This is a genomic window from Ferranicluibacter rubi (assembly GCF_011603255.1).
Classification (GTDB): Bacteria; Pseudomonadota; Alphaproteobacteria; order Rhizobiales; family Rhizobiaceae; genus Ferranicluibacter; species Ferranicluibacter rubi.
The window spans coordinates 29,504-55,458 of the sequence record NZ_JAANCM010000009.1; the positions used below are offsets into that span (position 1 = coordinate 29,504).

General features: G+C 65.4%; 19 protein-coding genes. 11 read left to right on the forward strand and 8 right to left on the reverse strand.

Annotated elements, in window-relative coordinates; all coding sequences use genetic code 11:
- The first annotated feature begins 178 nt into the window (after positions 1-178).
- Positions 179-2,047, forward strand: a complete 1,869-nt coding sequence (locus G8E10_RS16900; RefSeq protein ID WP_167130019.1) for an ABC transporter ATP-binding protein — start codon at positions 179-181, stop codon at positions 2,045-2,047.
- Between the two features lie 9 nt (positions 2,048-2,056).
- Here G8E10_RS16900 and G8E10_RS16905 read toward each other — a convergent pair whose 3' ends face one another.
- Complete coding sequence (locus G8E10_RS16905) at positions 2,057-3,004, reverse strand: endonuclease/exonuclease/phosphatase family protein (RefSeq protein WP_167130020.1); 948 nt, start codon at positions 3,002-3,004, stop codon at positions 2,057-2,059.
- 462 nt (positions 3,005-3,466) lie between these two features.
- Here G8E10_RS16905 and petA point away from each other — a divergent pair, with 462 nt between their 5' ends.
- The 3 genes from petA to G8E10_RS16920 are packed head-to-tail and all read left to right on the forward strand — an operon-like array spanning position 3,467 to position 6,287.
- Positions 3,467-4,045, forward strand: coding sequence for a ubiquinol-cytochrome c reductase iron-sulfur subunit (petA, locus tag G8E10_RS16910; RefSeq protein WP_092933972.1), 579 nt, complete (start codon positions 3,467-3,469; stop codon positions 4,043-4,045).
- A gap of 14 nt (positions 4,046-4,059) precedes the next feature.
- Positions 4,060-5,376, forward strand: coding sequence for a cytochrome b (locus G8E10_RS16915; RefSeq protein WP_110799003.1), 1,317 nt, complete (start codon positions 4,060-4,062; stop codon positions 5,374-5,376).
- A 32-nt stretch (positions 5,377-5,408) separates the two neighbouring features.
- Positions 5,409-6,287 (forward strand): cytochrome c1, encoded by an 879-nt coding sequence (locus tag G8E10_RS16920; RefSeq protein WP_110807586.1) that lies wholly within the window; start codon positions 5,409-5,411, stop codon positions 6,285-6,287.
- 140 nt (positions 6,288-6,427) lie between these two features.
- On the opposite strand, the gene G8E10_RS16925 is transcribed toward G8E10_RS16920, so the two are convergent.
- From G8E10_RS16925 to G8E10_RS16935, 3 genes are all read right to left on the reverse strand, one after another.
- A complete protein-coding gene (locus tag G8E10_RS16925) occupies positions 6,428-6,664 on the reverse strand; it encodes a hypothetical protein (protein ID WP_167130021.1) in 237 nt (78 codons plus the stop codon).
- A gap of 70 nt (positions 6,665-6,734) precedes the next feature.
- Positions 6,735-7,022, reverse strand: coding sequence for a hypothetical protein (locus G8E10_RS16930; protein WP_167130022.1), 288 nt, complete (start codon positions 7,020-7,022; stop codon positions 6,735-6,737).
- Between the two features lie 180 nt (positions 7,023-7,202).
- Complete coding sequence (locus G8E10_RS16935) at positions 7,203-16,298, reverse strand: apolipoprotein A-IV repeat region-like domain-containing protein (protein ID WP_167130023.1); 9,096 nt, start codon at positions 16,296-16,298, stop codon at positions 7,203-7,205.
- 595 nt (positions 16,299-16,893) lie between these two features.
- Between G8E10_RS16935 and G8E10_RS16940 the strand changes: the two genes are divergently transcribed.
- Positions 16,894-17,262, forward strand: a complete 369-nt coding sequence (locus G8E10_RS16940; RefSeq protein WP_167130024.1) for an Hpt domain-containing protein — start codon at positions 16,894-16,896, stop codon at positions 17,260-17,262.
- Between the two features lie 188 nt (positions 17,263-17,450).
- The gene (locus G8E10_RS16945; RefSeq protein WP_110798998.1) at positions 17,451-17,771 is read left to right on the forward strand and encodes a 2Fe-2S iron-sulfur cluster-binding protein; all 321 of its coding nucleotides are present in this window, start codon (positions 17,451-17,453) and stop codon (positions 17,769-17,771) included.
- Between the two features lie 375 nt (positions 17,772-18,146).
- Here G8E10_RS16945 and G8E10_RS16950 read toward each other — a convergent pair whose 3' ends face one another.
- A complete protein-coding gene (locus tag G8E10_RS16950) occupies positions 18,147-18,788 on the reverse strand; it encodes a DUF922 domain-containing Zn-dependent protease (protein WP_167130025.1) in 642 nt (213 codons plus the stop codon).
- A gap of 137 nt (positions 18,789-18,925) precedes the next feature.
- Between G8E10_RS16950 and folP the strand changes: the two genes are divergently transcribed.
- The 3 genes from folP (at position 18,926) to folK (ending at position 20,768) form a co-directional block, all read left to right on the forward strand.
- The gene (gene folP, locus G8E10_RS16955) at positions 18,926-19,789 is read left to right on the forward strand and encodes a dihydropteroate synthase (RefSeq protein WP_167130026.1); all 864 of its coding nucleotides are present in this window, start codon (positions 18,926-18,928) and stop codon (positions 19,787-19,789) included.
- A 68-nt stretch (positions 19,790-19,857) separates the two neighbouring features.
- On the forward strand, positions 19,858-20,232 hold the full coding sequence (gene folB / locus G8E10_RS16960; protein WP_092983924.1) for a dihydroneopterin aldolase: 375 nt from the start codon (positions 19,858-19,860) through the stop codon (positions 20,230-20,232).
- Positions 20,229-20,768, forward strand: a complete 540-nt coding sequence (gene folK / locus G8E10_RS16965) for a 2-amino-4-hydroxy-6-hydroxymethyldihydropteridine diphosphokinase (protein ID WP_167130027.1) — start codon at positions 20,229-20,231, stop codon at positions 20,766-20,768. Before folB ends, folK begins: the two co-directional genes overlap by 4 nt.
- A gap of 107 nt (positions 20,769-20,875) precedes the next feature.
- Here folK and G8E10_RS16970 read toward each other — a convergent pair whose 3' ends face one another.
- Positions 20,876-21,433, reverse strand: coding sequence for a hypothetical protein (locus G8E10_RS16970; protein ID WP_167130028.1), 558 nt, complete (start codon positions 21,431-21,433; stop codon positions 20,876-20,878).
- 262 nt (positions 21,434-21,695) lie between these two features.
- Between G8E10_RS16970 and G8E10_RS16975 the strand changes: the two genes are divergently transcribed.
- Positions 21,696-22,571: a cytochrome b/b6 domain-containing protein gene (locus G8E10_RS16975; protein ID WP_167130029.1), complete on the forward strand. Its 876-nt coding sequence runs from the start codon at positions 21,696-21,698 to the stop codon at positions 22,569-22,571.
- The gene (locus G8E10_RS16980; protein WP_167130030.1) at positions 22,568-23,359 is read left to right on the forward strand and encodes a molybdopterin-binding protein; all 792 of its coding nucleotides are present in this window, start codon (positions 22,568-22,570) and stop codon (positions 23,357-23,359) included. The genes G8E10_RS16975 and G8E10_RS16980 overlap by 4 nt, the downstream gene beginning before the upstream one ends.
- Positions 23,360-23,382: 23 nt before the next feature.
- Here the strand turns inward: G8E10_RS16980 and G8E10_RS16985 are convergent, their stop codons facing one another.
- Positions 23,383-24,438, reverse strand: coding sequence for a YcjF family protein (locus G8E10_RS16985; RefSeq protein ID WP_110798990.1), 1,056 nt, complete (start codon positions 24,436-24,438; stop codon positions 23,383-23,385).
- On the reverse strand, positions 24,435-25,886 hold the full coding sequence (locus G8E10_RS16990) for a YcjX family GTP-binding protein (protein WP_167130155.1): 1,452 nt from the start codon (positions 25,884-25,886) through the stop codon (positions 24,435-24,437). Before G8E10_RS16990 ends, G8E10_RS16985 begins: the two co-directional genes overlap by 4 nt.
- Positions 25,887-25,955 lie beyond the last annotated feature (69 nt).

The following is a 25,955-nucleotide window of genomic DNA, read 5'->3' on the forward strand; positions in this document are numbered from 1 at the left end:
GCGACGTGCCGTGGCTCGCTTGTGGTCTCTTCTCCCCGCGTGCGGGGAGAAGATGCCGGCAGGCAGATGAGGGGCTGGCCGTATCAAAAAGCACATCCCTACATCATGGACGGAATTTAACGCGCGCCCGCGGCCCGCGTGCATTGTCGTGACAAGCTCGGCGCGTATATTCCAGCTCATGTTCCTGCGCCCCATCTTCCGCTTCTTCGAAACCTGGATCCAGCCCTTCGCATATCGCGAGGCCTTGCAGCCGCCGCGGGGGCTTTTGGGGTTTATCTGGTTCTATATCCGTCAGGCCAAGGCGCCGTTCATTGCCATGCTGCTGCTCGGCGGCCTGAGTGCGGCGATCGAGGCGGCGTTGTTCTGGTTCGTCGGGCGGCTCGTGGATATCCTGGCGACGGTCGATCGGGCTGCCGGATGGGAGGGGTTGCTGGCGACGCATGGGCGGGAGCTGGTGGGGATGCTGCTCCTGATCGGCATCGTCCGCTTCGTCGTGACGCTGGTCATGGCGCTGGTCGATCAGCAGATCATTACCCCCGGTTTCTACAATCTGGTGCGCTGGCAGTCCTACCTCCATGTCGCGCGGCAATCGGTGTCCTTCTTCCAGAACGATTTTTCCGGGCGCATCGTCACCAAGGTCTGGTCCGGGGGGCAAGCGGCGGGCGACGTGGTGACCTCGCTGATGGAGAGCGTCTGGTTCGTCGGGATCTATTCGGTCTCGACGCTGGTGCTGGTCGGACAGCTGGACCTCACGATGGCGGTGGTGGTGTTCGTCTGGCTGGTCGTCTTCGCGGGCCTTGCGCGCTATTTCGTGCCGCGCATCCGGGCGCATTCCAAGGAGACGGCGGAAGCGTCTTCGATGCTGTCGGGCCGCATGGTCGATGCCTATTCGAACATCCAGACGCTGAAGCTGTTCGGTCGCGACGAGGAAAACGACCGCTACATGCGCGAAGGCTTCGACACCTTTCAGGCGACGACGCTGCGGTTTACCCGGTTCATCACCGGTGTGCGCGCCTCGATGGCGCTCCTGTCCGGCATCATGATCGTGACGATGGCAGCCCTTGCCGTGCACCTGTGGCTGGCCGGGGCGATCAGCTCCGGTGCCGTCGCGTTTACGCTGGCGCTGGTCCTGCGGCTGAATTTCCTGCTGTCGCGCATGATGGTGCAGTTCAACGGCATCATGCGCAATATCGGCACGATCCAGAATGCAGCCGACATGATCGCCCAGCCGATCGATCTCGTCGACAGGCCGCAGGCGCCCGATCTCGTGGTTCGCCAGCCGGGCATCGTGTTCGAGGGAATTCGCTTCCACTACGGGCGCGAGAAGGGTGTCATCGACGATCTCTCGCTGACGATCCGGCCCGGTGAAAAAGTGGGTATCGTCGGGCGTTCGGGGGCGGGTAAATCGACGCTCGTCAACCTGCTACTGCGTTTCTACGATCTCGAAGGCGGGCGCATCACGATCGACGGGCAGGATATCGCCGGTGTGCGGCAGGAATCGCTGCGGGCGCAGATCGGCATGGTCAGCCAGGATACGTCTCTGCTGCACCGCTCCATCCGTGACAACATCCTCTTCGGACGGCCGGATGCAGACGACCATGCGCTGCGGCTTGCCGCCGAACAGGCGGAGGCGCTGACCTTCATCGAGCGGCTGGAAGATCAGCGCGGGCGCACCGGGTTCGATGCGCATGTTGGTGAGCGCGGCATCAAGCTTTCGGGCGGGCAGCGTCAGCGCATCGCCATCGCCCGTGTCATGTTGAAGGACGCGCCGATCCTCGTTCTCGACGAGGCGACGTCCGCGCTCGATTCGGAGGTCGAGGCCGCCATCCAGGACAATCTCGACACGCTGATGAAGGGCAAGACCGTGCTGGCCATCGCGCACCGCCTTTCGACCATTGCAGCGCTCGACCGGCTGATCGTGATGGATGCAGGTGCGATCGTGCAGGACGGGACGCATGCGCAACTGCTCGCGGAGAAGGGGCTCTATGCCGAGCTCTGGTCGCGCCAGTCGGGTGGTTTTCTTGCCCGGGATGACACCGCGCCGTAACCCATGCCGTTACGGCTTGCGGAAAGCGAAGTCGGCGACGAGGCCGTAATGGTTGGAGCCGTAGTCCCGATCCAGACGCTTCACCGAGAGCGGCACGAGCGGCGGGCGGCTGTAGATGTGGTCGATCGCGACGCCGAAACCGGTATCGGCAAGCTGCACGGGCCATGTCGCCGGCTCGCGCGGCACGGTGCGCAGGCGCAGGTGGCGTAGCATATTCTGCATGTCGGGCGCGATGGTGCCGGAATTGAAGTCACCGGAGAGGATCAGCGGTTCCGTGGTGTTGCGCATGAAGGCAGAGAGGCGATCGAGTTCCTTCATGTGGTAGTTGTCGAAGAAGGGTTTCGACAGATGCGCTGCCACCATACGGAAGCTGCCGGCGGGCGCCGAGATGCGCGCTGACATCACCCTGTCCTTGCGCAGGTCGCTGAGGTCGCCGATGGAGACGTCAAGCATCGGGTGTTTCGAGAACATCAGGAGATCGCAGGTGGGAGTCCGCTCGCCACAGCCGAGCCGGTAGGGATAGGCGGCTTCGAGCCGCTGCAACTGCATGAATAGCGGCGCCCCCTCCAGAACGACGGCGACATCCGCATTCGACGCCATCAGCATGTCGGCGACATCCGTCGCGCCCTCGAGATTTTCCGACAGCATGTTGAACGAGATGATCCTGAGGCTCGAGCCGGCGGCGAGGTCGGCTGCCGTCGCGTCGATGGCGAACTCGCGTTTCATGAGAACGGAGTGTCCGGCGAGGGCGAGGGACATGACCAGGAACAGAAGGCTCGTGCGGCTGCGGGTGACGACGAACGACGCGAGCATCACCATCGCGATCGCAAAAGCTGCGTGTGTCTGCATGCTGTTGAGCAGCAGCAGCGGCCACACTGTGCCGAGGTAGCGAAGGGCGCAGAGGACGAGGCCGAGGGCTGCAAGGGTATTCAGGACAGTGGCAAGGGTCTTGCGCATGCAGGGGCTCTCTTTGCCGATCCGGATGCATGGCCGGTACCATGAAGATGAGAATGCTGCAATGCAGCATTAGCGCTGCGGCATGTTTGACGGCCGTCGAGGATTTTTGCTGGGTTCAGGCCATATTTCCAAGCGTCGGGTGTTGCCGGTTCGGCATACCGGCAACACCCGCGACAAAGCGTCACGCTCTGACTTACGCAAGGCTGCCCTGCGGCATTTGCAAGGCTGGACATGCAAGTTTATCAAGCATAGAACCCGGGAATGGCTCGGGAATCCGGAGCAGCGTCGCGCTGCCTATGGACCGGGCGGGGAGGCCCGGGGGGAAGCGGGATTAAATTGCGGCGAGCCGGTCTCGCCTTATTGATTTGGCGCCGTTCTTTCGCTCAACTGCGGAAGGACAGAACCGGCGTCGGGGACGCGTGGGCGGCTTTCGAGCTGCCGGGTTGAGAGGATGATGAGGCCGTGAGCGAACACCAGACAACAAGCGACACACCGAGCGAGCCGACACGGCGCGACTTCCTGTATCTGGCAACCGGCATGGCCGGTGCCGTCGGCGTTGCGGCGGTTGCCTGGCCGTTCATCGACCAGATGCGGCCGGATGCCTCGACGCTGGCGCTCGCCTCCATCGAGGTCGACGTATCCAGCCTGCAGCCGGGCATGTCGCTGACGGCGAAATGGCGGGGCAAGCCGGTCTTCATCCGCAACCGGACGGAGAAGGAAGTGGAAGAGGCGAAAGCCGTCCAGCTCGCCGACCTCAAGGACCCGGTCGCGCGCAATGCAAATATCGCAGCCGACGCACAGGCGACCGATCTCGATCGCTCGGCCGGCGAGGGCAAGGAAAACTGGATCGTGATGATCGGCTCCTGCACCCATCTCGGCTGTGTTCCGCTTGGCCAGGCCGGCGATTTCGGCGGATGGTTCTGTCCCTGCCATGGCTCGCACTACGATACGGCGGGCCGCATTCGAAAGGGTCCGGCGCCGATGAACCTCGCCGTGCCCAACTTTGCGTTCACATCCGATACAGTCATCAAGATCGGTTGAGGGGGATTGCCGATATGAGTGGGGAACATTCAACCTATACGCCGACGACGGGACTGGAAAAGTGGGTGGACTCGCGGCTGCCGCTGCCGCGGCTGGTCCATGACAGCTTCATCTCCTATCCCGTTCCGCGCAACCTGAACTACGCCTATACCTTCGGCGCCATGCTGTCGGTGATGCTGATCATCCAGATCGCCACCGGCGTCGTGCTGGCCATGCATTATGCCGCCGACACCACCGTCGCGTTCAACTCGGTCGAGAAGATCATGCGCGACGTGAACCATGGCTGGTTGCTGCGTTACATGCATGCCAACGGTGCCTCGTTCTTCTTCATCGCCGTCTACCTGCATATCGGTCGCGGGCTTTATTATGGCTCCTACAAGGCGCCGCGCGAAATCCTCTGGATTCTCGGCGTGATCATCTACCTGCTGATGATGGCGGCGGGCTTCATGGGCTACGTGCTTCCCTGGGGACAGATGTCCTTCTGGGGTGCGACGGTCATCACCGGCTTCTTCTCCGCCTTCCCGCTCGTCGGCGAATGGATCCAGCAGTTCCTGCTCGGCGGCTTTGCCGTGGACCAGCCGACGCTCAATCGCTTCTTCTCGTTGCATTACCTGCTGCCCTTCATGATCGCCGGCGTCGTCGTGCTGCACATCTGGGCGCTGCATGTGACCGGCCAGACGAACCCGACCGGTGTCGAGGTGAAGACCAAGACCGACACCGTGCCGTTCACGCCCTATGCGACGCTGAAGGACGCGCTCGGCGTGTCCGTCTTCCTGCTCGTCTATGCCTGGTTCGTCTTCTACATGCCGAACTATCTCGGTCATCCCGACAACTACGTACCAGCCAACGCGCTGAAGACGCCGGCGCATATCGTGCCCGAATGGTACTACCTGCCGTTCTACGCCATGCTGCGCGCCATCACCTTCGACGTCGGACCGATCGACTCCAAGCTCGGAGGCGTTCTGGTCCTGTTCGGTTCGATCATCGTGCTGTTCTTCCTGCCCTGGCTCGACACGTCGAAGGTCCGCTCGGCGGTCTATCGTCCCTGGTACAAGCTGTTCTTCTGGATCTTCGTCGTCAACGCGATCCTGCTCGGCTGGCTCGGCTCGCGCCCGGCCGAAGGCGGTGGCCTCTTCACGCTTCTGTTCGGTGGCGAATTGAAGGGCAATTATGTCGGTTATTCGCAGATCGGAACGATCTATTATTTCGGCTTCTTCCTTGTGATCATGCCGCTGCTCGGCCTGTTCGAAACGCCAAGGCGCATTCCCAACTCCATCACCGAAGCGGTGCTGGAAAAGAAGGCCGGCCTGAAGACGCCGGTGGCTGCGTGATGTCGACAGAAGAGACCAAGGACCTCAACACGATGAAAAAGCTGATCACCGGCCTCTTCCTTGCGACCTTTCTTCTCGCCGGCCCCGTGGCGGCGCAGGAGAACGCGCCGCACGAGGGGACGACCGCGACCGAGGAGCATGGTGGGGGAACGCCCCACTTTCCGATCAAGAAGCCGCATGAGGAAGACTGGTCGTTTGCCGGACCGTTCGGCCATTACGACAAGGGCCAGCTGCAGCGCGGCCTGAAGGTCTACACGGAAGTCTGTTCCGCCTGTCATTCCATGAACCTCGTCGCATTTCGCATGCTCGAGGAGCTTGGATATTCGGACGCTCAGGTAAAGACCTTTGCCGCAAATTACGAAGTACAGGACGGGCCGAATGCCGAGGGTGAAATGTACACCCGCAAAGCCGTGGCGTCGGACCATTTCGTCTCGCCGTTCCCCAATGCCGAAGCCGCCGCTGCGGCCAATAACGGGGCGGCTCCGCCGGACTTCTCGCTAATCGCGAAGGCCCGTGGCATCGAACGCGGCTTCCCCACCTTCGTGTTCGACATTTTCACGCAATATCAGGAAGGCGGCCCGGACTATATCCATGCGCTGCTCAATGGCTACGAAGAGCCGCCGGCCGGCGTCGAGATCGCGCCGGGCACGCACTACAACCCCTACTTCGCCAATGCCGCGGCGCTCGCCATGGCCAAGCCGCTGACAGAGGGCCAGGTGACCTATGAAGACGGGTCGCCGCAGACGGTGGAGCAATATTCCCGGGACATCTCGGCCTTCCTGATGTGGGCCGCAGAGCCGCACCTGGAACAACGCAAGCGCACGGGCTTCATGGTGCTGATCTTCCTGCTCATCTTCACCGGGTTGATCTATCTGACGAAGAAGTCGGTCTACGCCAGCAAAGAGCATTGAGCGGATCGGGGTTTGCCCCGACCGGGCTCGCGTCGAGCGACAGACGATATTCAACAAAAAATCCCGCAAGTTTGCGGGATTTTTTTATGGGCTGATGTCGATATCCGACCTTTAAGAGCGGATAGGCCCGTTCGCTCGCCTTACGACCAGAAGCGGCGGAAGGATGGGACGGTGTCCGCCGCTGCCTTGCGATAGCCGACGCCGTGGCCGATGAGGAAGCCGGCGAGACCAACGAGGCCGAGGAGAAGGACGGTCGAAGACGGGTGTTCGGTTGCCGTCTGGCGGACGGCGGCGGCCTCCGCCTTGACGACGTTCAAGGCCTTAGTTGCGGTTGGCTCGTGTTCGCGGTGGCCTTCGGGCAGGTCGAGATTTGTCATTGTCTTCTCCTTTGTCGTTCTTTGTGAATGCGGGTGAGCCTCCGCATCTCGGAGGCCGCCGCTTGTCACGTCACCGATTGTTCTCGACGTCGAGTTCGATCTGGCGGCGGGCGATCAGTTCGAGGGTTCGGTCGGGGGCGATCCGGTAGACCTCTTCCCACTCGCCGCCGCGATTGTCCCGGAAGCGGTGATTGAAGGTGCTGCCGATCGGCGATTTCATCAGCTTCGTGCGGGGCTGGCCGCCATAGATGATGCTGCCGGGAATCGGCTCGATCGGCTGCGCAGGCCCCCCAATGGATGTGCATGCCGTCAAACCCAAGAGGGCGGCGGAAACGGCGGTGATAGCCAGTCTGTTCATGCGGGTTACCTTTCGACGTGCTGGATGCCCAACGATCTTCCCGCCGTGATCGTTCCATGCGTCGTCTTTGCCGTCTGCGCTGGCGGATGCTTTCCCTGAAAACGTCGAAACCCGCCGCACGTTTTTCTCGTGCGGCGGGTTTCCAATGGGGGCCGTGGCAAGCCTTCGGTATGAAGAGCTTTAGCTGAAGCGGCCGGCGGCGTGGGCGAGCATGGTGTAGACCTTGCCCGTGTCCGAGGTCAGGTATGTCTGGGTGATCACCCGGTCTCGGTCGGTGCGGGCGACATCCGCCAGCAGCTGTTCGAAATCGGCGATGTAGCGATCGACAGCGGTGCGGAATTCCGCTTCGCGGTCGTATTTCCGCTGGATCTCGTCGAAGGTCTGCTGGCCCTTCAGCGTGTAGAGGCGGCGCGTGAACACGTCGCGCTCCCCGCGCTGGTAGCGGCGCCAGAGATCGACCGAAGCATCATGATCGATCGCACGGGCGATATCGACCGAGAGCGAGTTCAGCGATTCCATGACGTGGCGCGGGTTACGGCTGTCGGTGCTGCGCGGGGCCTGTGTCGGGGAGGCCTGAGCTGCGGAGGCAGGTGCCGTCTCCGGCCGCAGACGGGCGGGCGCGATCTGCTGCGGCTCCTCCTCGCGGGAGGCACCGCGCAGGAGATCGCGCATCCAGCCGGAACCGCCTTCGCGCATGTCGTCCTCTGCGCCCGAGGCCGGGCGGAGCGGCGAGCGATCGGCAATGCCGACGCTGCCGCGCAGCGGGGTCTCGGCGGCGGCTGCGGGCCGCTGCTGAGCGACGGGCTCCTGCGGCGGCCGCGCGGCTCTTTGCGGCTGAGCCGAAGGTGCGGCGGTCGGCGGAGCTTCCGGCTGAGGACGTGCGGCGGCCTGAGCAGGTGCCTGCGTCGGCTGGGGCTGGACGGACTGGGGCTGTGTCGGCTGAGGACGGGCCGCCTGCACCGAAGCCGTCTGGGCCGGAGCCGCCTGTGACGGTGCGGGTTGCGCAGCCGTCTCCTGCGGTGCCCGGGCCGCTGCCGGCGCTGGACGTGGCTGTGCCGGGGCTGCCGAGACCGGCGCCGGATGGCGTTGCGGCATGGGCGAGACTTCGGTCGTTACGACCGTCCGGGCCGGTGCCGCTTCCGCTGCGCGGGCGCCGAGCAGCGTGGTGGGGGCAGTCGGGTATGGTTGCTGGTACGGATTGCCTGCGGGTGCGGCGGCGACGGCTGCCGGAGCCGGTGCGTAAGAGGGCTGGGCCGGGGCATAGGCCGGCTGAGCGGCCTGCGTTGCCATGCGGCCGCGATGCGGTGTCGGCTCGCCGATTTCGAGCTGGCTGGAGGAGCGGCCGACGATGTCGGACAGTTCCTGCAGGGCCTTGATCTGCTCGGACACGGCGCGGCGCATGACGGCCGCGTTTTCCTTGGCTTCTTCCGGCAGGTCGAAGGCACCGCGCTTCAGTTCGGCGCGGGTCATGTCGAGTTCGCGACGGATCTCCTCGCCGGAGCGGCGGATCTCGTCGGTGGCGCCGGCAAAGCGGGCGATCGCTTCATCGACGGACTGGCGGATCTGCTCGCGCATCTTGTCGGACACCGCGTCGGACCGCTTGCCCGTCTCGTCGAGCAGGCCGTCGATCTCGGAGAGTGAGGCGCCGACACTGCCGCGCAGGCGGGCAGCAACCTCACCGGCGCGCTCTTCCGCACGGGCAAAGGTGCGATCGACGGAAGCGCCTGCCGTATCGGTTGCCGCGGCGATGGCGTCACGCATCGCTTCGCCGGCGGTGCGGGTGCGGGTTTCTGCTTCGCCAAGCGTGCGATCGACATCGGAGATGGCGCGCTGGACGCCGTCGCGCAGGGTCCCTGCGACCTGGCCGGAGCGCTCTTCCGTGCGGGCCAGAAGCTGATCGACCGACTGTTCGGCGTCCTGGCCGGCATGGGCCAGCGCGTCGCGCATGGCGTTTGCCGCCGTCTGCGTGCGCTCTTCCGCATCGGTGAGGATGCGGCCGACATCGCTGAAGGAGGCCTGAATGCCGCTGCGCAGGTTGCCGGCGATCTGGTTGGATCGATCCTCGGCGCGCTGGAACGAGCCTTCCACGAAGCCTTCCAGCGCCCGCATGGTGCGCTCGATGTCTTCCGAGCGGCTGACGAGGCCGACGGAGAGCGTGCGCAGGGCTTCCTGCCGCTCTTCGAGCGTGCCGGCGAGGTTGGACTGTGCGGCTGCCAGAAGATCTGAGGCCTGGCCAAGCATGCGCGAGTGATCCTCGAAGCGCCCGACGAGGCTGCCGACCTGCGAAAGCGTGCTGGACGAGATCGCGACCAGTCGGTCGGCCTTGCCTTCGAGAAGGCGGGTGGAAGCGGACAGCATGTCGGAGGTCCGCTCGGCGGTTTCCGAAAAGCGGTCGCCGGTGGCGTTCAGACGCTCGTCCATGGCGCCGAAGGTGCTTGTGGCTTCCTCGACCACGCCGGCAATGGCGGCGTTGCTCGTGGAGAGGCGTTCGATCAGCGCTTCCGCCGTCGATTGCAGCCGGTTCTCGACCATCTGGATCGCACGGGCGGTTTCCTCGGCGCGCTGCGAGATGGCACCAAGCTGTTCGCCGGTGCGGGCGGACAAAGCGGTGACGAGGGCGTCGTTTTCGGCGCGCAGGCGCTCGGCACCGTCGCGGGCGGCGGCGGTCAGGCGATCTGCGGCATCGCGGCCGGCGGCGACGTAGGTTTCCACGACCGGGCGGGCCTGCTCGTCGATGAGGCGCGACAGTTCGCTGGTGCGGCCGGACAGCATGGAGTTGAGATCGCGGGTGCGCTCGTCGAGCGTGGTGCGGATGGCCTCGCCGCGCGCTTCCAGCGCCTTTTCGACGTCGGAGAGGTTACGCTGCAGCGCATTGCCCTGCTCGGCAATTCGGGTTTGGGTCTCGGAGGCGCGGATAAGCGTTGCGTCCGCGGCGTCGCCGACGCTGCGGGCGAGTTCCGCGCTGCGCATGGCAGCCGTGGCCGCGGTGCGTTCGATGGCGTTCTGGAAGTCGGCCTGGCGCGCGGCCATTGCTTCTGCGAAGTCGCCACCGACCTTGGCCAGCGTCTCCGAGGACCGAACGGCTTCGGCGTCGATATCCTGCGTGGTGTCGGAAACGGCGCTGCGCAAGCTGCCGACGAGATGGGCCGCCTTGCCTTCGATCGTGCGGCTGACATTGTCGAGGCCGACATTGAGAGCGCGATCCATGGTTCCGAGCCGCTCCTCGATGCGGCCCGTGCCGCGCTCGATGGTCGTTTCGATCCGGCTTGCCGCTTCGCTGCTGATTCGGTCCAGTTCGCCGGTGCGCGAGGCGAGCGTCTCGGCGATGCGGGTGGCGGCTTCGCTGCTGATGCGGGCGATTTCCTCGGTGCGGCCGGCAAGGCTGCCGGAGATACGCTCGGCGGCGGTGCGGCTGGCATGGTCGAGTTCCGAGACGCGCTCGGATAGGGTGCCCGCGATGCGGTTGCCGGCGTCATTCACCAGCGTATCGACATTGCCGACGCTGTCGCGGATGCGGGTTTCGAGATGGCCAAGGCTCGCCTCGATGCGGGTCCCGGTTTCGTCGAAGCGGGTGTTGATGCCGGAGATCGAGGTGTCCATGCGCTCGGTGAGGCCATCGGCCGCACGGGTCAGTTCGGCCGTGGTATCGCCGAGGCGCACGGCCACGCGGGCGGTGCTGTCGCGCAGGCGATTGTCGAGCGCTTCCGCGCTCTGGTCGATCGTGCGGGCGAGTGCTTCCTGGCGCTCTTCGAGCGTCATTTCCAGCATGCCGGCGCTGGCGGCGATCGTGGTGGCGATGGTGGCCGCCTGATCGTTCAGCATATCGGAGAGCTGGGTGGACCCATCGGCGACCGCCGTATTCAGGGCGTCGATGCGGGTGTCGAGCACGACGCGCAGACGGTCTTCCGTCGTGGACATCGTCTGGTCGAGGCTGGCAGCGCGGGCCGACAGGGTCTGTTCGATGGCGCCGGCGCGGGTGTCGATGGCGGCGGCCAGTTCGGCCGCGTGGGCGGAGAGTGCGCCGGCGATCTCGCCGCTGGCACCGGTCATGGTGCCGGCGATGGCATTGACGCGGCCGGTCATGTCCTCTGCGATGCCGGCGGTGCGGGCCGTGAGGTCGCGGTCGATCTCACCGATGCGGTCAGTCATCGTCTCGGCGATGGCGCTTGCGCGGAAGGAGAGCTGGTCTGCTATATCCTCAACGCGTGTGGCAAGCGTGTCGCCCATTTCGGACGCGCGGCCGACGAGAATGCGCGACAGGTCGTCCGTGCGTTCGGCAAGACGGTTGTCGAGGGCTGCGGTCTGGCCGGTGAGCGTTTCGTCGAGCGCACGGGCGTGATCGTCGATCATGCTGCCCAGGCGGACGGTGGTGCCGTCGAGCGCGCGCTCGATGCGGTCCGTGGCGCTGGAGAGCGAGCCGGAGAGGGTGGCTGCGCGCTGCTCGATGGAGCCGGTTGCATCGTTGAGCATGTCGCCGAGGCTGGACGCGCTGGTGGCGAGAAGGAAATCCAGGCGCTCGGTGGTGCCGTCGATGGCGTTTTCGATCGCCGCGGTCGAACCGGTGAGAACGTCGGACAGAGCCGATGTGCGGGTGGCGAGCATCTCGTCCATGTGGCCGGCCGTGCTAGAGACCGCTTTGTCGAGCTGGCGCGTCGCTTCCGACAGCGTGCTCTTGATGTTCGAGGCCCCGCGGACGAGAACCGCATTGATGTCGTCGGCATTGCCTTCGACGGCGCTTTCGATGGCGGAGGTGGTGGCGGCGAGTTCCCGGGCGCGGGCGGCAAGGACCGCATCGATGCGCTCGGCAGAGCCGGCAAGCGTGCCGTCCAGCATGGAGGTCGCGCCGGCCAGCGTCGCCGACAGGCCGGAGGTGCCGCGGGCCAGCAGCGTGTCGAGCTGTTCCGCGGTGCCCTCGATGACGCTTTCGATGCCGGCCGTGGACGATGCAAGGACGCCGGAGAGGGACATGGTCCGCTCCGACAGGACCTCATCGATCGCCCGCGTGGAACCGGAAAGGGTCGTGTCGAGCGTGCGGGTTGCCTGGTCGAGAGTCTGCGACAGGGCGGACGTGCGCTGCGCGAAGACCTGGTCGATCTGCTCGGAGGTGCCTTCGAGAGCGCTTTCGATACCGGCGGTCGAGGAGGCGAGAACGCCCGAGAGCGACATGGTGCGCTCGATCATGATCTCGTCGATGCGCTCGGCGGTGCCAGAGAAGGTGCCGTCCAGCGCACGGGTCGCGTCCGACAGGGCGCCGGTCAGCGTGGTGGTGCCGCGGGTGAGGACGCGGTCGATCTGTTCGGCGGTGCCTTCGACGGCGCTTTCGATGCCGGCGGTGGAGGAGGCCAGCACGCCCGAAAGCGACATTGTGCGCTCGACCATAATGTCTTCGATGCGTTCGGCAGTCCCGTCGAAGGTCCGGTCAAGCGTCCGCGTGGCTTCGGCAAGCTTGCCGGCGAGCGTGTCGGTGTTCGAGGAGAGCACCCGATCGATCTGCTCCGCCGCGCCGTCGACGGCGCTTTCGATGCCGGCAGTGGACGAGGCGAGGACGCCCGAAAGCGTCATGGTGCGCTCGACCATGATCTCATCGATGCGCTCGGCCGTGCCCGAGAAGGTGGTTTCGAGCGTGCGGGTGGCGCCCGAGAGTGCGCCGGTGAGGTTGTTGGTACCGCGTGTGAGGACGAGGTCGATCTGTTCGGCTGTGCCTTCGACGGCACTCTCGATGCCGGCGGTCGAGGAGGCGAGGACGCCGGAGAGCGTCATGGTGCGCTCGGTGAGAATCTCGTCGATGCGCTCGGCCGTGCCCGAGAAAGTATTGTCGAGCGTGCGGGTTGCTTCCGAGAGGGCGCCGGTGAGGTTGTTGGTGCCGCGTGTGAGGACGAGATCGATCTGCTCGGCTGTGCCTTCGATGGCGCTCTCGATGCCGGCGGTCGAGGAGGCGAGGACGCCGGAGAGCGTCATGGTGCGCTCGGTGAGGATCTCGTCGATGCGCTCGGCGGTGCCCGAGAAGGTGGTGTCGAGCGTGCGGGTCGCCTCCGACAGGGCGCCGGTGAGGTTGTTGGTGCCGCGTGTGAGGACGAGATCGATCTGCTCGGCTGTGCCTTCGACGGCGCTTTCGATGCCGGCGGTCGAGGAGGCGAGGACGCCGGAGAGCGTCATGGTGCGTTCGGTGAGGATCTCGTCGATACGCTCGGCTGTGCCCGAGAAGGTGTTGTCGAGATTGCGCGTGGCGTCGGCAAGGGTGCTGTTGAGGGCGCTCGTGCCGCGCGACAGGATCTGGTCGATCTGCTCGCTCGTGCCTTCGATCGCGGCCGTGGAGCCTGCGAGGACGCCGGCGAGGCGTGTGGTGCGCTCCGCCATGACCTCATCGATGCGTTCGGCCGTACCGGCGAAGGTGGTATCGATGGTGCGCGTTGCGCCCGACAACGTCTCCGACAGGGTCGCCGTGCCGCGGGTGAGCAGCGTATCGATCTGTTCCGTCGTGCCTTCGAACAGGCTTTCCATGCCAGCTGTCGTGCCGGCGAGGACGCCCGAGAGTTCGAGCGTGCGCTCGGTCAGCATGCTGTCGATCTGCTCGGCGGTGCCTTCGAGCGCCGCGGTGGAGCTGGCGAGCACGCCCGAAAGCGTCATGGTGCGTTCGCTGATGATGTCGTCGATGCGCTCGGCCGTGCCGGTGAAGGCGCCTTCGATGGTGCGGGCAGCATTCGACAGGGTGGCGTCCAGCGCGCCGGCGCGGTCGCTCATCAGGGTTTCGATGCGCGTCGCATTGTTGGACAGCGTCTCGGTGATCGTCGCTGCACGGGCCGCCATGATGCCATCGATCCGTTCGGCATTGCCTTCCAGGGCGCCGTCGAGCGCTTCGGTGCTCGCGGCGAGCATGACGGAGAGTTCCAGCGTGCGGTCGGAGAGCGTGTCGTCGAGACGCTGATGGCTGGTTGCGATGGTGCTCGCCAGATCGTCGGCGCGCGCGGTCAGCGAACCCTCAATGCGATCCTGTGCGGCATCGAGACCCTGCAACAGGCCGCGGGCACGGCTGTCGAGCGTTTCCTGCAGCCGCTGCTCGGCGCTGCCGATGGCGGTGGCGACATCGTCGCTGCGGGTGGCGAAAGCCTGCTCGATATTGCCCCGGGCCGTGTCGAGGGCGCCGAGAAGGCGCTCGCTGCGGCTGTCGAAAGCGTCCGACAGGCGCCGCTCCGTCGTTTCCAGAGCGGATGTGACGACGCCGGTGCGTTCGGTGAGCAAAGCGCCGATGCGGGTTTCGGAGGCGCCGAGCCCCTCCATGAGGGCGCCGGTGCGGGTGTCGAGCGTTTCGGCAAGGCGTGCCTGGGTGGTGCCGAGCGCGGTCTCGATGCTGTCGGCGCGCTCTGCGAAATCGGACTCGATGCGGTCCTGCGCGGCGGTGAGGGCGCTCATCAGCGAGCCGGAACGGGCGGCGAGAACGGTGTCGATGCGCTCATGCGCCTGACCGATCACGCTGTCCATCTCTCCGGTGCGGGCGGAGATGCTTTCCTCGATCATGGCCTGCGAGGCGCCAAGGGTGGTGGCGATGGACAGCGACTGATCGCCGATGGCGGCCTGGAATTTCTCGAGACCGTCGTCCAGCAGGCGGCCGAGCGTGTCGGAGCCGCCGGCCACGGACTGGTCGATGCGCGAGAGGCTATCGGCCATCTTCGCATCCAGCAGGCCGGCGCGGCGTTCGAAGGCGGTGGCAAAATCCTGGAAGCGGCCGTCGAAGGCGGTGGCCAGCTGGCCGACCGTGCCCTGCAGCTTCTCCTCGAAGAAGCCGGAGCGCAGGTCGAGATCCATAATGGCGTCGTCGGCCGCGGTCTTCAGGTTCTGGCGGAAGCTTGCCCCCTTTTCGTCCAGCGCGCCGTTCAGCGTGTTGAGGATGTCGTCGAGGCCGCCGGTGATGGCCTGCTGGCCGACGACGAGGCTCTCGTTCAGGTCGCGCGTCCGGGCGATCAGCGTCTCGTTCAGCTGGCGGGCGCGCTCGTTCAGCGCGGCATTCAGCTTCTCGGTGTTGCTGTCGAGCGTGGAGGCGCGCGTCTCGAACTGTCCGAGAAGCTGCTGTCCGCGCTTGATGAGCGTGTGGTTCAGCGCTTCCAGGCGGGTATCGAACTCGCTGGTGATGTCGGCGCCGGCCGCGTTGAGGCCGCTGACGAGCGCATCGGTGCGGGTGCTGAGAAGCGTGCTGATCGACTGCGATGCGGCCTGTGACTTTTCCATCAGCGCGGCGGCGCGGGTCTCGATCAGCGAGGCCGCAGCCTCGCCCGAGGTCGCGAGCCGCGTCTGCAGGTCTTCGCTGGCATTGGTCAGGTCGTCGCGCAGCTGGGCGTGGACGCCGGTGATGGAGGAGCGGATGCGCTCGGCATGGCCGACGATCGCTTCACGCTCCAGACCGAGTTCCTGCACGAGCGTGCGGACCCGGAGTTCGTTGTCGCTATAGCTGCGCTCGAGTGCGTTGACTTCGGAATGGACGAGGGTTTCCAGCTCGGTCGCGCGGGCGATCGTGCGCTCGATGCCTTCGTTCATGGCCGAGACTTCGCGGCGGACGGCCTGGCCGACCGTCATGATGCGGTCGGACGCGGTGGTTTCCGGTTCTGCCAGACGCAGGGCGACCTCGGTCATAGAGCGGGCGGCATTCCGCATTTCCTGCGCGCGCGCCATCATCACGCCGAAGGCGAAGAAGAGCATGACCGGGAGGACGATGAAGATGGCGGCGACGATGGCGCCGGGCAGGGCGGCAAGCGCTGCCAGCGAACGGATCTGCCAGATTTCCGGGCCGTAGAGCAAGTTGGCGATCCCGAAACCGGCGACGATCCAGATCAGCGACAAGATGGCGGCGCCGCGCATTGCGGTCCGGGCGGAACGGGCTTCGAGCGAACGGAGCATGGCCGGCGCCGTGCGACGGCTGTCGTCGTTGGCGGGGGCGAAGGTCGGCGATTTCGCGCCTGGGGCTGCCGGAACCGGTTCCGGCGCGAGGCTGCGCGGCTGGGCGAGGGGATCGTCGACAGGCTGGGCGGCGCGGGGCTGGGCTGCCGGCTTCGGGGCGGTAGCCGGCTGGGCAGGCTTCGCGCTTCCTGCTGCACGGGACGGGGCTGCACGGGAGGGGGACGTCGCGGCGGTTGCCGCGGCCTGCGGCTTCGGCGCCGTGCGGCCGGCTTCCGGCGGTGTCTCGTTGAGCGCGGACTTCAGTTCGTCGAAATCGATCCTCAAAGCGTCTTCGAGCGCTTGGAAGGCCTTGTCGTCGATCGACTCGTTGCTCTTGTTCGTCGCCATGCAGATACGCCTCGTTACCGAACTTTCCGTCTCGACATCGCGCAGCTGTCATGGCTGCCGACAATGCCGGATCGGGGGTGAGGACAGTTCCTGCGCATTGGATGCACGCAATACAATGACCGCACCAATTTCATACCGCGACCGGTGATGCTTTTTCCCATGGTCGCACAGCCATGGGAAGGGCCTCCCGGAGGGATGCCGGGCCCTTTGCGGGAACCGATATCCTGTAACGTATCGTAGTGACACATCCGGGGTAGTCTTACAATTAACGCCCCGGGGCATTCGTTAAAATGCTAACAAGTTCTTAACGGAATTCAGCCCCGGGAAGGCGTGAAGACCCTGCAATGCCGGATGTTTTCGTTCGTTAACCATACTTGACAAAAGCCGCCCTGATTGCGCCCGGTTTTCATCTGATAGCAGCCCCGCTGCTGTGAAATCCACAGGAGACGGCAGTGCGGCGACGGGCCGGGTGCGCAGGGCTTCAGGCTCAAGGCGACCGCGACCATCGCATCCCGCATCGCCACCCGGATTCCGAGCCCGCGGGATGTCCCGCAACGAGCCGGCAGCGTTGGAAAACAGAATAAGGAAAACGTGCATGGCCGCCCTCAACATCGCCTTCGACAGTCCCGAAACGGTACTTGGCCATCTTCACTCCCGCGGACGCCCCATCGACCTCGTCCACCTCGCCAACCAGACGATGGGCGACAAGGTGCTGGAGATCGAAGTGCTGCAAATCTTCGCGCGACAGTCGCGTCAGATCGTCAAGGAACTGCTGGTCGAAGATGCACAGGTCCGCAAGGCCGCCGCGCATCGACTGAAGGGTGCGGCACTGGCCGTCGGCGCTTTCACGGTCGCCCATGTCGCCGCGTCCGTCGAAGAGCGGCCGGAGGATTCCGAAATCCTCGCCGCGCTCTCGTCCGCCGTTCTCGATACCGAGATCTTCATTCTGAAGCTCTGCCGCTAGCGGCCAGCGACACACGCCCGTCCGCGACGCTGGATCGCGGCGGCATCCTTCGGAAAGCAGGCAAATCGACCTGTTTTCTTGACGGCTCGCCTGAAACAGTGTGAGAAAAACGGGCACCCCCTTTTTGCGGGCGTCGTGCCCGTTGGCATTGGCGGTCCCGCGCATCGAGCATCCGAGACCGCGCCATCATGACAAAACTCAGCATCATTGCCTTCGACGGCACCCGCCACGAGCTGGAGGTCCAGACCGGATCGACCGTCATGGAAAATGCGGTTCGCAATTCCGTGCCCGGCATCGAGGCGGAATGCGGCGGCGCCTGTGCCTGTGCCACCTGTCATGTCTATATCGACGACGCGTGGACGGCCGCCGTCGGCGCGCCGGAGGCGATGGAAGAGGACATGCTGGACTTCGCCTACGACGTCCGTCCGACCTCGCGGCTGAGCTGTCAGATCAAGATGAGCGACGCGCTGGACGGCCTCGTCGTTCATGTGCCGGAACGCCAGGCCTGATTTTCAGGCCTGATCGACTGACGGCATTGTCGCCCAAAAAAAGCCCCGCCTGTCGCAGGGACAAGCGGGGCCAGGAGGGCGCATCGCACGCAGGATGAGGGAGGGATCATCTGCGGCAACAGGACACGCCAGGAGAACAACAGGGCAGGGGCAAGCGTATCCGGTCGCCACGCGATCCGGTTCCGGACAGGTCCTTGCAAATATCGTCAGGGTCTTCAAGCCGGAAACACGACGGCCTCGATGCACATCCCGGTGGCATCGGCTTTGGAAGCTTCGTTTCTTCTTGGCTTCCGATGTTTAGACTATAGCCGAACTTGGCGCCGGCCACTATCGCTAGAAATCATCAATGAGTTGTTGCGGGTGACGGCACGTGTTTCAGCGCGTCTGGGACTCGGTCGGCTTTGCCATGCGCTCCAGACGGTACTGGAGCAGGCGCACCATGCGCAGGTCGAAATTGGCGGCCTCGCGACGGTCGAAGGCAGCCTGGTCCTTGTCGTGCGCGGCAATCGCGTCTTCGCTGGCGCGGGCGACGCGGGCCTGCATCCGCTCGCAATCCACCGCCGGCGGCAGGGAGAGGAAGGTCTTTTCCATGTCGCGCGCATGGTTGCGGGCGATCTCGGCGTGGCGCTCCTCGTGGCGCTTGATGTCGCTCGACAGCGTGTCCCAGACGAGGCCGAGATCGCGGCCGGCGGTGTTGCGGTTCTTCCAGCGCGGCAGGATGAGCTTGGTATTGAGCGTCACGCGGGCGCTGCCGACGGAGCAGAGGCGTCCGCGACGGACATAGCTCACCGTTCCCCCGAACTTGATGCGGGTGGCGCCGGGATGGCGCGCGCCGGTTTCGCGCATCTGCGGGCCCTGCGACGAGAGCGCCGCGTCGAGTTCCGCCGCGGTACGGCCGCCGACGGAGAAATAGGTGATCGTCTTGTTCATCACCGTTTCCGCCCCGGCCGTCAGCGGCTCGGTGATCATGAGGAGGGCCGCCAGCGGGACGAGAAGGAATTTGCGGGCCGTGGTCATGGATAAGCTGTCTCGACGGTTGATGTCGCCCAAAGCTTGGGGCATAGGCTGGGCAAGCGCAACTGAAAATGCCCGGCGCCTTGAAACAAGGTTAGCGCTGCAACCCCACAAGGTCGGCCGTTTCGCCGAGATCCGTCATGGTTGATTCCCTCGATGCCGCCGATCCCTTTGCCGCCCTCGAATGGTCGCTGGCGCACGGCCGCAGCCTGACGCTCGGCCCGCGCGGCGTGCTCATGGCGATCGTCAATGTGACGCCTGATTCCTTCTCGGATGGCGGCAGCTTTCTCGATGTCGACGCGGCGCTCGCGCATGCGCAGGCCTGTCTGGCACATGGCGCAGGTATTCTCGACATCGGCGGCGAATCGACGCGCCCGGGCGCCGAGGCGGTTTCCGCAGCGCAGGAGCAGGATCGTGTTCTCCCCGTCATCGAGCGGATCGCGCGCGAGACGGATGCCCTGATTTCGATCGACACCTACCGCGCAGAAACGGCGCGGCTGGCGCTGGCCGCCGGTGCGCATATCGTCAACGATGTGCACGGCCTCCAGCGGGAGCCGGACATCGCCGCCATCGTGGCGCAGGCGCGCGCCGGTGTCTGCATCATGCATACCGGGCGCGGGCGCGTGAAGGCTGAGGATGTGATCGCGGATCAGAGGCTGTTCTTCGCCCGGTCCCTGGAGATCGCGGCGGATGCCGGGATTGCCGCGGATGCCATCGTGCTCGATCCGGGTTTCGGCTTTGCCAAGGAGGCTTCCGAAAGCTGGGCGCTGATGGCGCGGCTGGGTGAGTTGCATGGCCTTGGACACAGACTGTTGATCGGCACCTCCCGCAAGCGGTTCCTCGGTGCGGCTACCGGTCGGGAAGCGGCCGAGCGGGACGTTGCGACGGCGGCGACCACGGTGGCGGCGCGGCTGGCCGGCGGCGCGATATTTCGCGTCCACGATGTCGCTTTCAACAGGGACGCCCTGATGGTCGCGGATGCTATACTGGCGGCACGACCCTGACGCATTTAAACGTTTTCAGCGGCACCGGCGACGCGCCGCGGCTGCGACTATCGGCAGGAGATCCCGATATGACGCCGACCTATACGATCACGCTCAAGAATTGCGCCTTCTTCGCGCGGCACGGCGTTCATGACGAGGAGGAGTTTCTCGGGCAGCGATTCTTCGTGGATGCGGAACTGGTGGTCGAGCAGGGATCGGCGCTGCGGGAAGACCGGATCGAGGATACGGTGCATTACGGCATCGCCTTTGCCGAGATCGAGAAGATCATCACCGGCCGCCGTCGCTATCTCATCGAGGCGCTGGCGCTGGAGATCGCCGAGATGCTGTGCGCGCGCTGGCCGCAGATCCATCGGGCGAAGATTTCCATCCGCAAGCCGAACGCACCGGTGCCGGGCGTGCTGGATTACGTCGCGGTGACCGTCGAGCATGTCGCCAAGCCATGAGCAGGATCGATGACGCCGTATGGCACCAGGCGGCGATCGGGCTCGGCGGGAATATCGGCGATGCGGCCGCTGCCATCGCGGAAGCGCTGGTGCGGCTCGATGCGCATCCTGACGTGACGGTCCTGGCCGTTTCCAGCCTCTACCGTACGCCGCCCTGGGGCAAAACGGATCAGGACTGGTTCTTCAATGCCTGCGCGGTGGTGCAAACGACGCTGGAACCGGTGGCTCTTCTCGAAGCGTGTCTCGACGTGGAAAAAGCCATGAAGCGGCAGCGGCTGGAGCGCTGGGGGCCGCGTACGATCGATCTCGACGTGCTGACCTATGACAGGATCACGATGGAAACGGCGGCGCTGACGCTGCCGCATCCGCGCATGACGGAGCGGGGCTTCGTGCTGCTGCCGCTGGCCGAGATCCTGCCCGACCATATCGTTGCAGGACGGAGCGTTGCCGCTTGGGCTGAAACGGCCGATGCGGCGGGTATCGAGATGGTTGACGGGCGCGAAGACTGGTGGCGTGATCGGACGGCGACCGTTTGACGTGACATGAATCGGGCAGGGCGCTCAGATATGCCTGCCCGATAGAATCTCTTTGCTATGATCGCATTGTCCGACGGCGAAGCAGAGACGCTTCGCCTGGAAATGCTTTAGCGGATCGAGCCGACGGCCATCTGATCGGTCTGGCGCGTGAGCGCGACGCCGATGACGGGGACCATGGTTTCCTCGACCTTCACCGAAATCGTGATGTTGAGGAGCGAGGGATCCGACATGCGGGCGATCATCGCGCCGTTCAGCTTCTTGCGGTTGATGCCGACGACGATCTTGTCCTTGGCGACATTGCCCGAGACGATGTCGAGGCCCTTGCCTTCGGCGCCATCGAGGAACTTGCCGGAATAGCTGTTGCCCTTCTGGCTGATGACGGCCGACATCGGCTGCTTGAAGACGCCGACGCGGCAGAAGCCGTCGAGCTTGATGCCGGTGTCGTCGGTCGGTTCGCCGGTGAGGTCGCAGGTAAACTTCGTGCCCTTGTACTTGCCCGCGACGATTTCGCCCGGACCTTTCCACTGGCCGGCGACCTGTTCGAAGAAGGCCTTGTCGCGGCTGTCGGCCAGCGCTGGGGCAGGGATGGCGGCGAATGCCACCAGCGTGAGTGCGGCCATACATGCGGCAGGGCCGCGCGCGATCAAAGAAGGGCGCGAGAACATGGGCGATCCTTGAGGGTCGGTGTCGAGAACGTGAGGTGACATTGGCACTTGAATGGTTAATGGAGCGTTTCCGTCGGCCTGACGGCGCGTGTAAACCGCGACGATCCGCCGGATCGCTGCAGATTTGCAACGCTTTCGTTTTGCGCCGCCCGCACTATCTTGAAGGGAGCGCGGGCTTGATGAGAGCGCTGGCAGGCCTGCACGGTGCCTTTGAACAGTGGCCTGATGTCGCGCAATCGATTCGGGGCCGGGGAGACGAGCGATGACGCATGCACCTGAGGAGATCGCGTCCGGCGCTGCAGGCGGAGGGCGGCTGATTTATCGCCATGGGCTACTGACACGGCTGACGCACTGGGCATGGGCCGTCGCGCTCTTCTTCCTGCTCCTGAGCGGCCTGCAGATCTTCAACGCGCATCCCACCCTCTATATCGGCAAGCAGTCGGGCTTCGCCTTCGACAACAGCGTGCTCCGGATGGACGCGATCTATGGGCCCGACGGGCAGCCGCAGGGGCGGACGACCGTGTTCGGGCACAGCTTCGACACGAGCGGCGTGTTTGGCATGAGCGGGCCGGCGGACAGCCCGGCCTATCGCGGCTTCCCCGCCTGGGCAACGGTGCCGTCCTATCAGGATCTCGCGACGGGCCGCGTCGTGCATTTCTTCTTTGCCTGGGTGCTCGCCTTCACGCTGTTCGTCTGGCTGGTTTCCGCCATCGCCGCCCGCAGGCTACGGCGCGACCTGCTGCCGACAGGGCAGGACCTGCGCCACTTACCCCGCGATATCGGCGACCATGCGCGGCTGAGGTTTCGCCATGACGGGCGCTACAATGTGCTGCAGAAGATCTCCTATGGCGGCGTGCTCTTCGTCCTGTTTCCGCTGGTCATTCTGACCGGGCTTGCAATGTCGCCGACCATGAATGCCGCCTGGCCGTTCCTGCTCGATCTCTTCGGCGGGCGACAGACCGCTCGGACGCTGCATTTCGCCTGCATGCTTGCGCTCGTTCTCTTCTTCGTCGTGCACATCGTCATGGTGTTGCTGGCGGGGCCGGTGAACGAGCTGCGCTCCATCATCACAGGCCGCTATCGCACGCGGGACACCGCGCCACCTGCGGAAATCGCCGCGAAGGAAGCAAGATCATGAGCCGAACCTTTCTTGCCAACCGCCGGCGGTTTCTGACGCTCGCGGGCGTCGCGGCCTCCACCGTGCCGCTTGCCGGCTGCGACGTGCTCGACGGCGTTCTCTCGGGCGACAGCGCGGTTCGCCAGACGCTCGCCTCCGCAAACAGCCTGAGCTACCGCGTCCAGCGCATGCTTGCGGGTGACAGGCTGGCGCCGGAGTTTTCGGCCACCGAAATCCGGCAGGGTCAGCGGCCGAACGGCTCGACCGATCCAGACGGGGCCGATTATCTCGCGTTGAAGGCGACGGCCTTCGCGACCTACCGGCTCCCCGTCACCGGGCTCGTCGAGAAACCGCTCGATCTCGGCCTCGAAGAAATACGCGCCATGCCCTCGCGCACGCAGATCACGCGCCACGACTGCGTCGAGGGCTGGAGCTGCATCGCCAAGTGGACCGGTGTGCCGCTCGCGACCATTCTCGATCAGGCGAAGGTTAAGCCGGAGGCCCGCTATGTCGTCTTCCAATGTTACGATGCCATGAATCTTGGACTCGGCGGCCCGACGCCCTATTACGAATCCATCGACCTTCTCGATGCTCGCCACCCCCAGACGATTCTTGCCTATGGCTGCAACGACCAGGCGCTGTCGGTCGCCAACGGCGCGCCGTTGCGCGTGCGGGTCGAGCGGCAGCTCGGCTACAAAATGGCCAAATACATCAAGTCGATCGAACTCGCATCGACGCTCGCCCCCTATGGCGGGGGCAAGGGCGGGTTCTGGGAGGATGTCGGCTATGACTGGTATGGCGGGATCTAAGCCATCACAGGCTCGAAGGACGGCTAGACGTCGTCCACGGTCGATCGTTTCTGGCCGGGGGCGATGTCGCCGATGAAGTCGCCGATGCCGGGGCGCTTCAAGGCGCGGAAGGGCATGGGGCGGCAGAGGTCCATGGCGGCGATGCCGATGCGGGCGGTCATGAGACCGTTGACGACGCCTTCGCCGAGACGGGCCGAGAGCTTCGACGCGATGCCGTGGCCGAGCACCTGCTGAACGAGACTGTCTCCCACAGCGATCGAGCCGGTGACGGCGAGATGGGCGAGCACGTCGCGGATGAGGCGAAAGAGGCCGAGCGTTCCCGGGCGACCGCCATAGAGATCGGCCATGGCGCGGATGAGGCGGGCCGATTCGAACACGACATAGCCGAGATCGACAAGTGCCCGCGGGCTGACCGCGGTGACGATGGAGACGCGTTTCGACGCGTTGAGGATGAGCGTGCGGGCCTGCCGGTCGAGCGGCATCAGGAGTTCGCGCTCTGTGAGCTCGATCAGGTGGGGACCATCAATGATCTCGCCCTCGGTCGCCTTCAGGCGTTCGCGGCCTTTCGCCGTCTCGGGACGTGCCGCGAGGTGCTGGACGAGATCGTTCATGGTCTTGCGGGCGACCGTGTTGCCGGGTGCGGCGAAAGCGGCGGCCACCTCTTCTTTCAGCGACTGGACGGCATTGAGCCGCATCAGGCCGAGGACCTCGCGGCCGACGATGCCGAGCACGGCCAGAACGACGATGGCCGCCGCCGCGATGGCGACATAGCCGAGGGCGTCGTTGCGCGTGAAGAGGTCGCGCACGAGGCTGTCGATCCAGAGGCCGAGGGCGAGCGAGACGAGGACGCCGAGCGCACCGAGCGCGAGCTTCGCCAGCGAGAACCGCCGCCGCGGACGGCGCTCCTCCAGCGCGGAAACGACGGTCGTAGAGAGCGTCGTTTCCGCGAAGGGGTCTTCCGCATCCGGCGTCAGGACAACGCCATCGCCGAAGCTTGCCGGCGCGCGGCGGGTCTCCGGCGGCGTTGGCTGTTCTCCTTCGACGGTGAAGGCGGCGGGGCGGCGGGGAAGGTCGCTCATGCGAGGCGGTCTCCGAACAGGAACTGCATGGCCCGATCGAGCCGGATATGCGGAACGGACAGTTTTAGCCCGCCGCCCGTCTCCTGGATATGCGGCGGGCGGAAGCGGACGAAATTGACCTCCGGCACATGCTGACCGGGCTCCTCATCCATCTGGCGGAACAGGCTGTCGGGATCGCGCGGCAGGTCACCGGGGAAGATCGCGGTCTTGCGCTCGCCGTCGAACAGCTCGCCATTGATGCGCTCGCCGGCGATGGGTGTTCCCACGATGACCGGCAGCGGGTGGCCGTCATGGTTGACGGTCGCCTCGCGGGTGGCGCGCACCGAGGCGAGCGCCATGACCTCGACGCCGGCACCACTGCCGCCGATCCGCTCCATGGCGCGCGCGACGATGCGCGCGGTGATGCGCTCCAGCCGGTCATGGCTTTCGTGGTGCAGGTGGTCTGCCTTGGTGGCGGCGATCAGCACCTTGTCGATGCGGCGGGTGAGGAAGGAGGAGAGGAAGGAGTTCGTTCCCGGCTGGAAGCAGCCCATGACGTCCGCCAGCGCGCTTTCGAGATCGAGCAGCGCTTCGGGGCCGCGGTTGATCGCCTGCAGCGCGTCCACCAGCACGATCTGGCGGTCGAGGCGGGCGAAGTGCTCGCGGAAGAACGGCTTTACCACATGCGTCTTGTAGGCCTCGTAGCGGCGCTCCATCATTGCGTGTAGCGAACCGGATGCGGGGCGACCGTCGGGCAGGTCCGGCAGGGGCGCGAAGGTCAGCGCCGGCGAGCCCTCCAGATCGCCCGGCATCAGGAAACGGCCGGGCGGCAGGGTGGAGAGCGATCGCTCGTCCGTGCGGCAGGCCCGGAGATAGCGGGTGAAGGCTTCGGCCAGCGCGCGGGTGCGACCCTCGTCCGCTTCCGCCTGCGGCGGGGCGGTTTCGCAGAGCGCCAGCCATTCGGCAGAGAGCTCGCGGCGAATGCCGCTGCGCGCGCGCGCGACGGTCTGGGCGCTGAAGGTGCGATAATCCTGCGAGAGGAGCGGCAGGTCGAGCAGCCACTCGCCGGGATAATCGACGATATCGATCGACAGGCGGCCCGGCGAAAACATGCGGTTCCAGCCGCTTGCGCTTTCATAGTCGAGCGTGATGCGCAGCTGCGAGATGGCGCGCGTCGAATCGGGCCAGATGCGATCTCGCACCAGCGCCGTGATATGATCCTCGTACTGGAAGCGTGGCACGGCATCGTCGGGTTGCGGCTCCAGCCGTATTTTCGACACGCGGCCGGAGCGAACGGGTTCGAACACCGGCAGGCGCCCGCCATTCAGGAGGTTGTGGACGAGGGAGGAGATGAAGACCGTCTTGCCCGCGCGCGACAGGCCGGTAACGCCGAGGCGGACCGAGGGATTGACGAGCCCGGCGGCGCGATCCGTCAGGGTATCCAGAGCGATTTTCGCATCGTCGGACATGCGGGTGAGAAAAGACACGCGGCTTGGCTTCCCTTCGTTGAGATCAGGCGACATCCGGACCGGACGGCC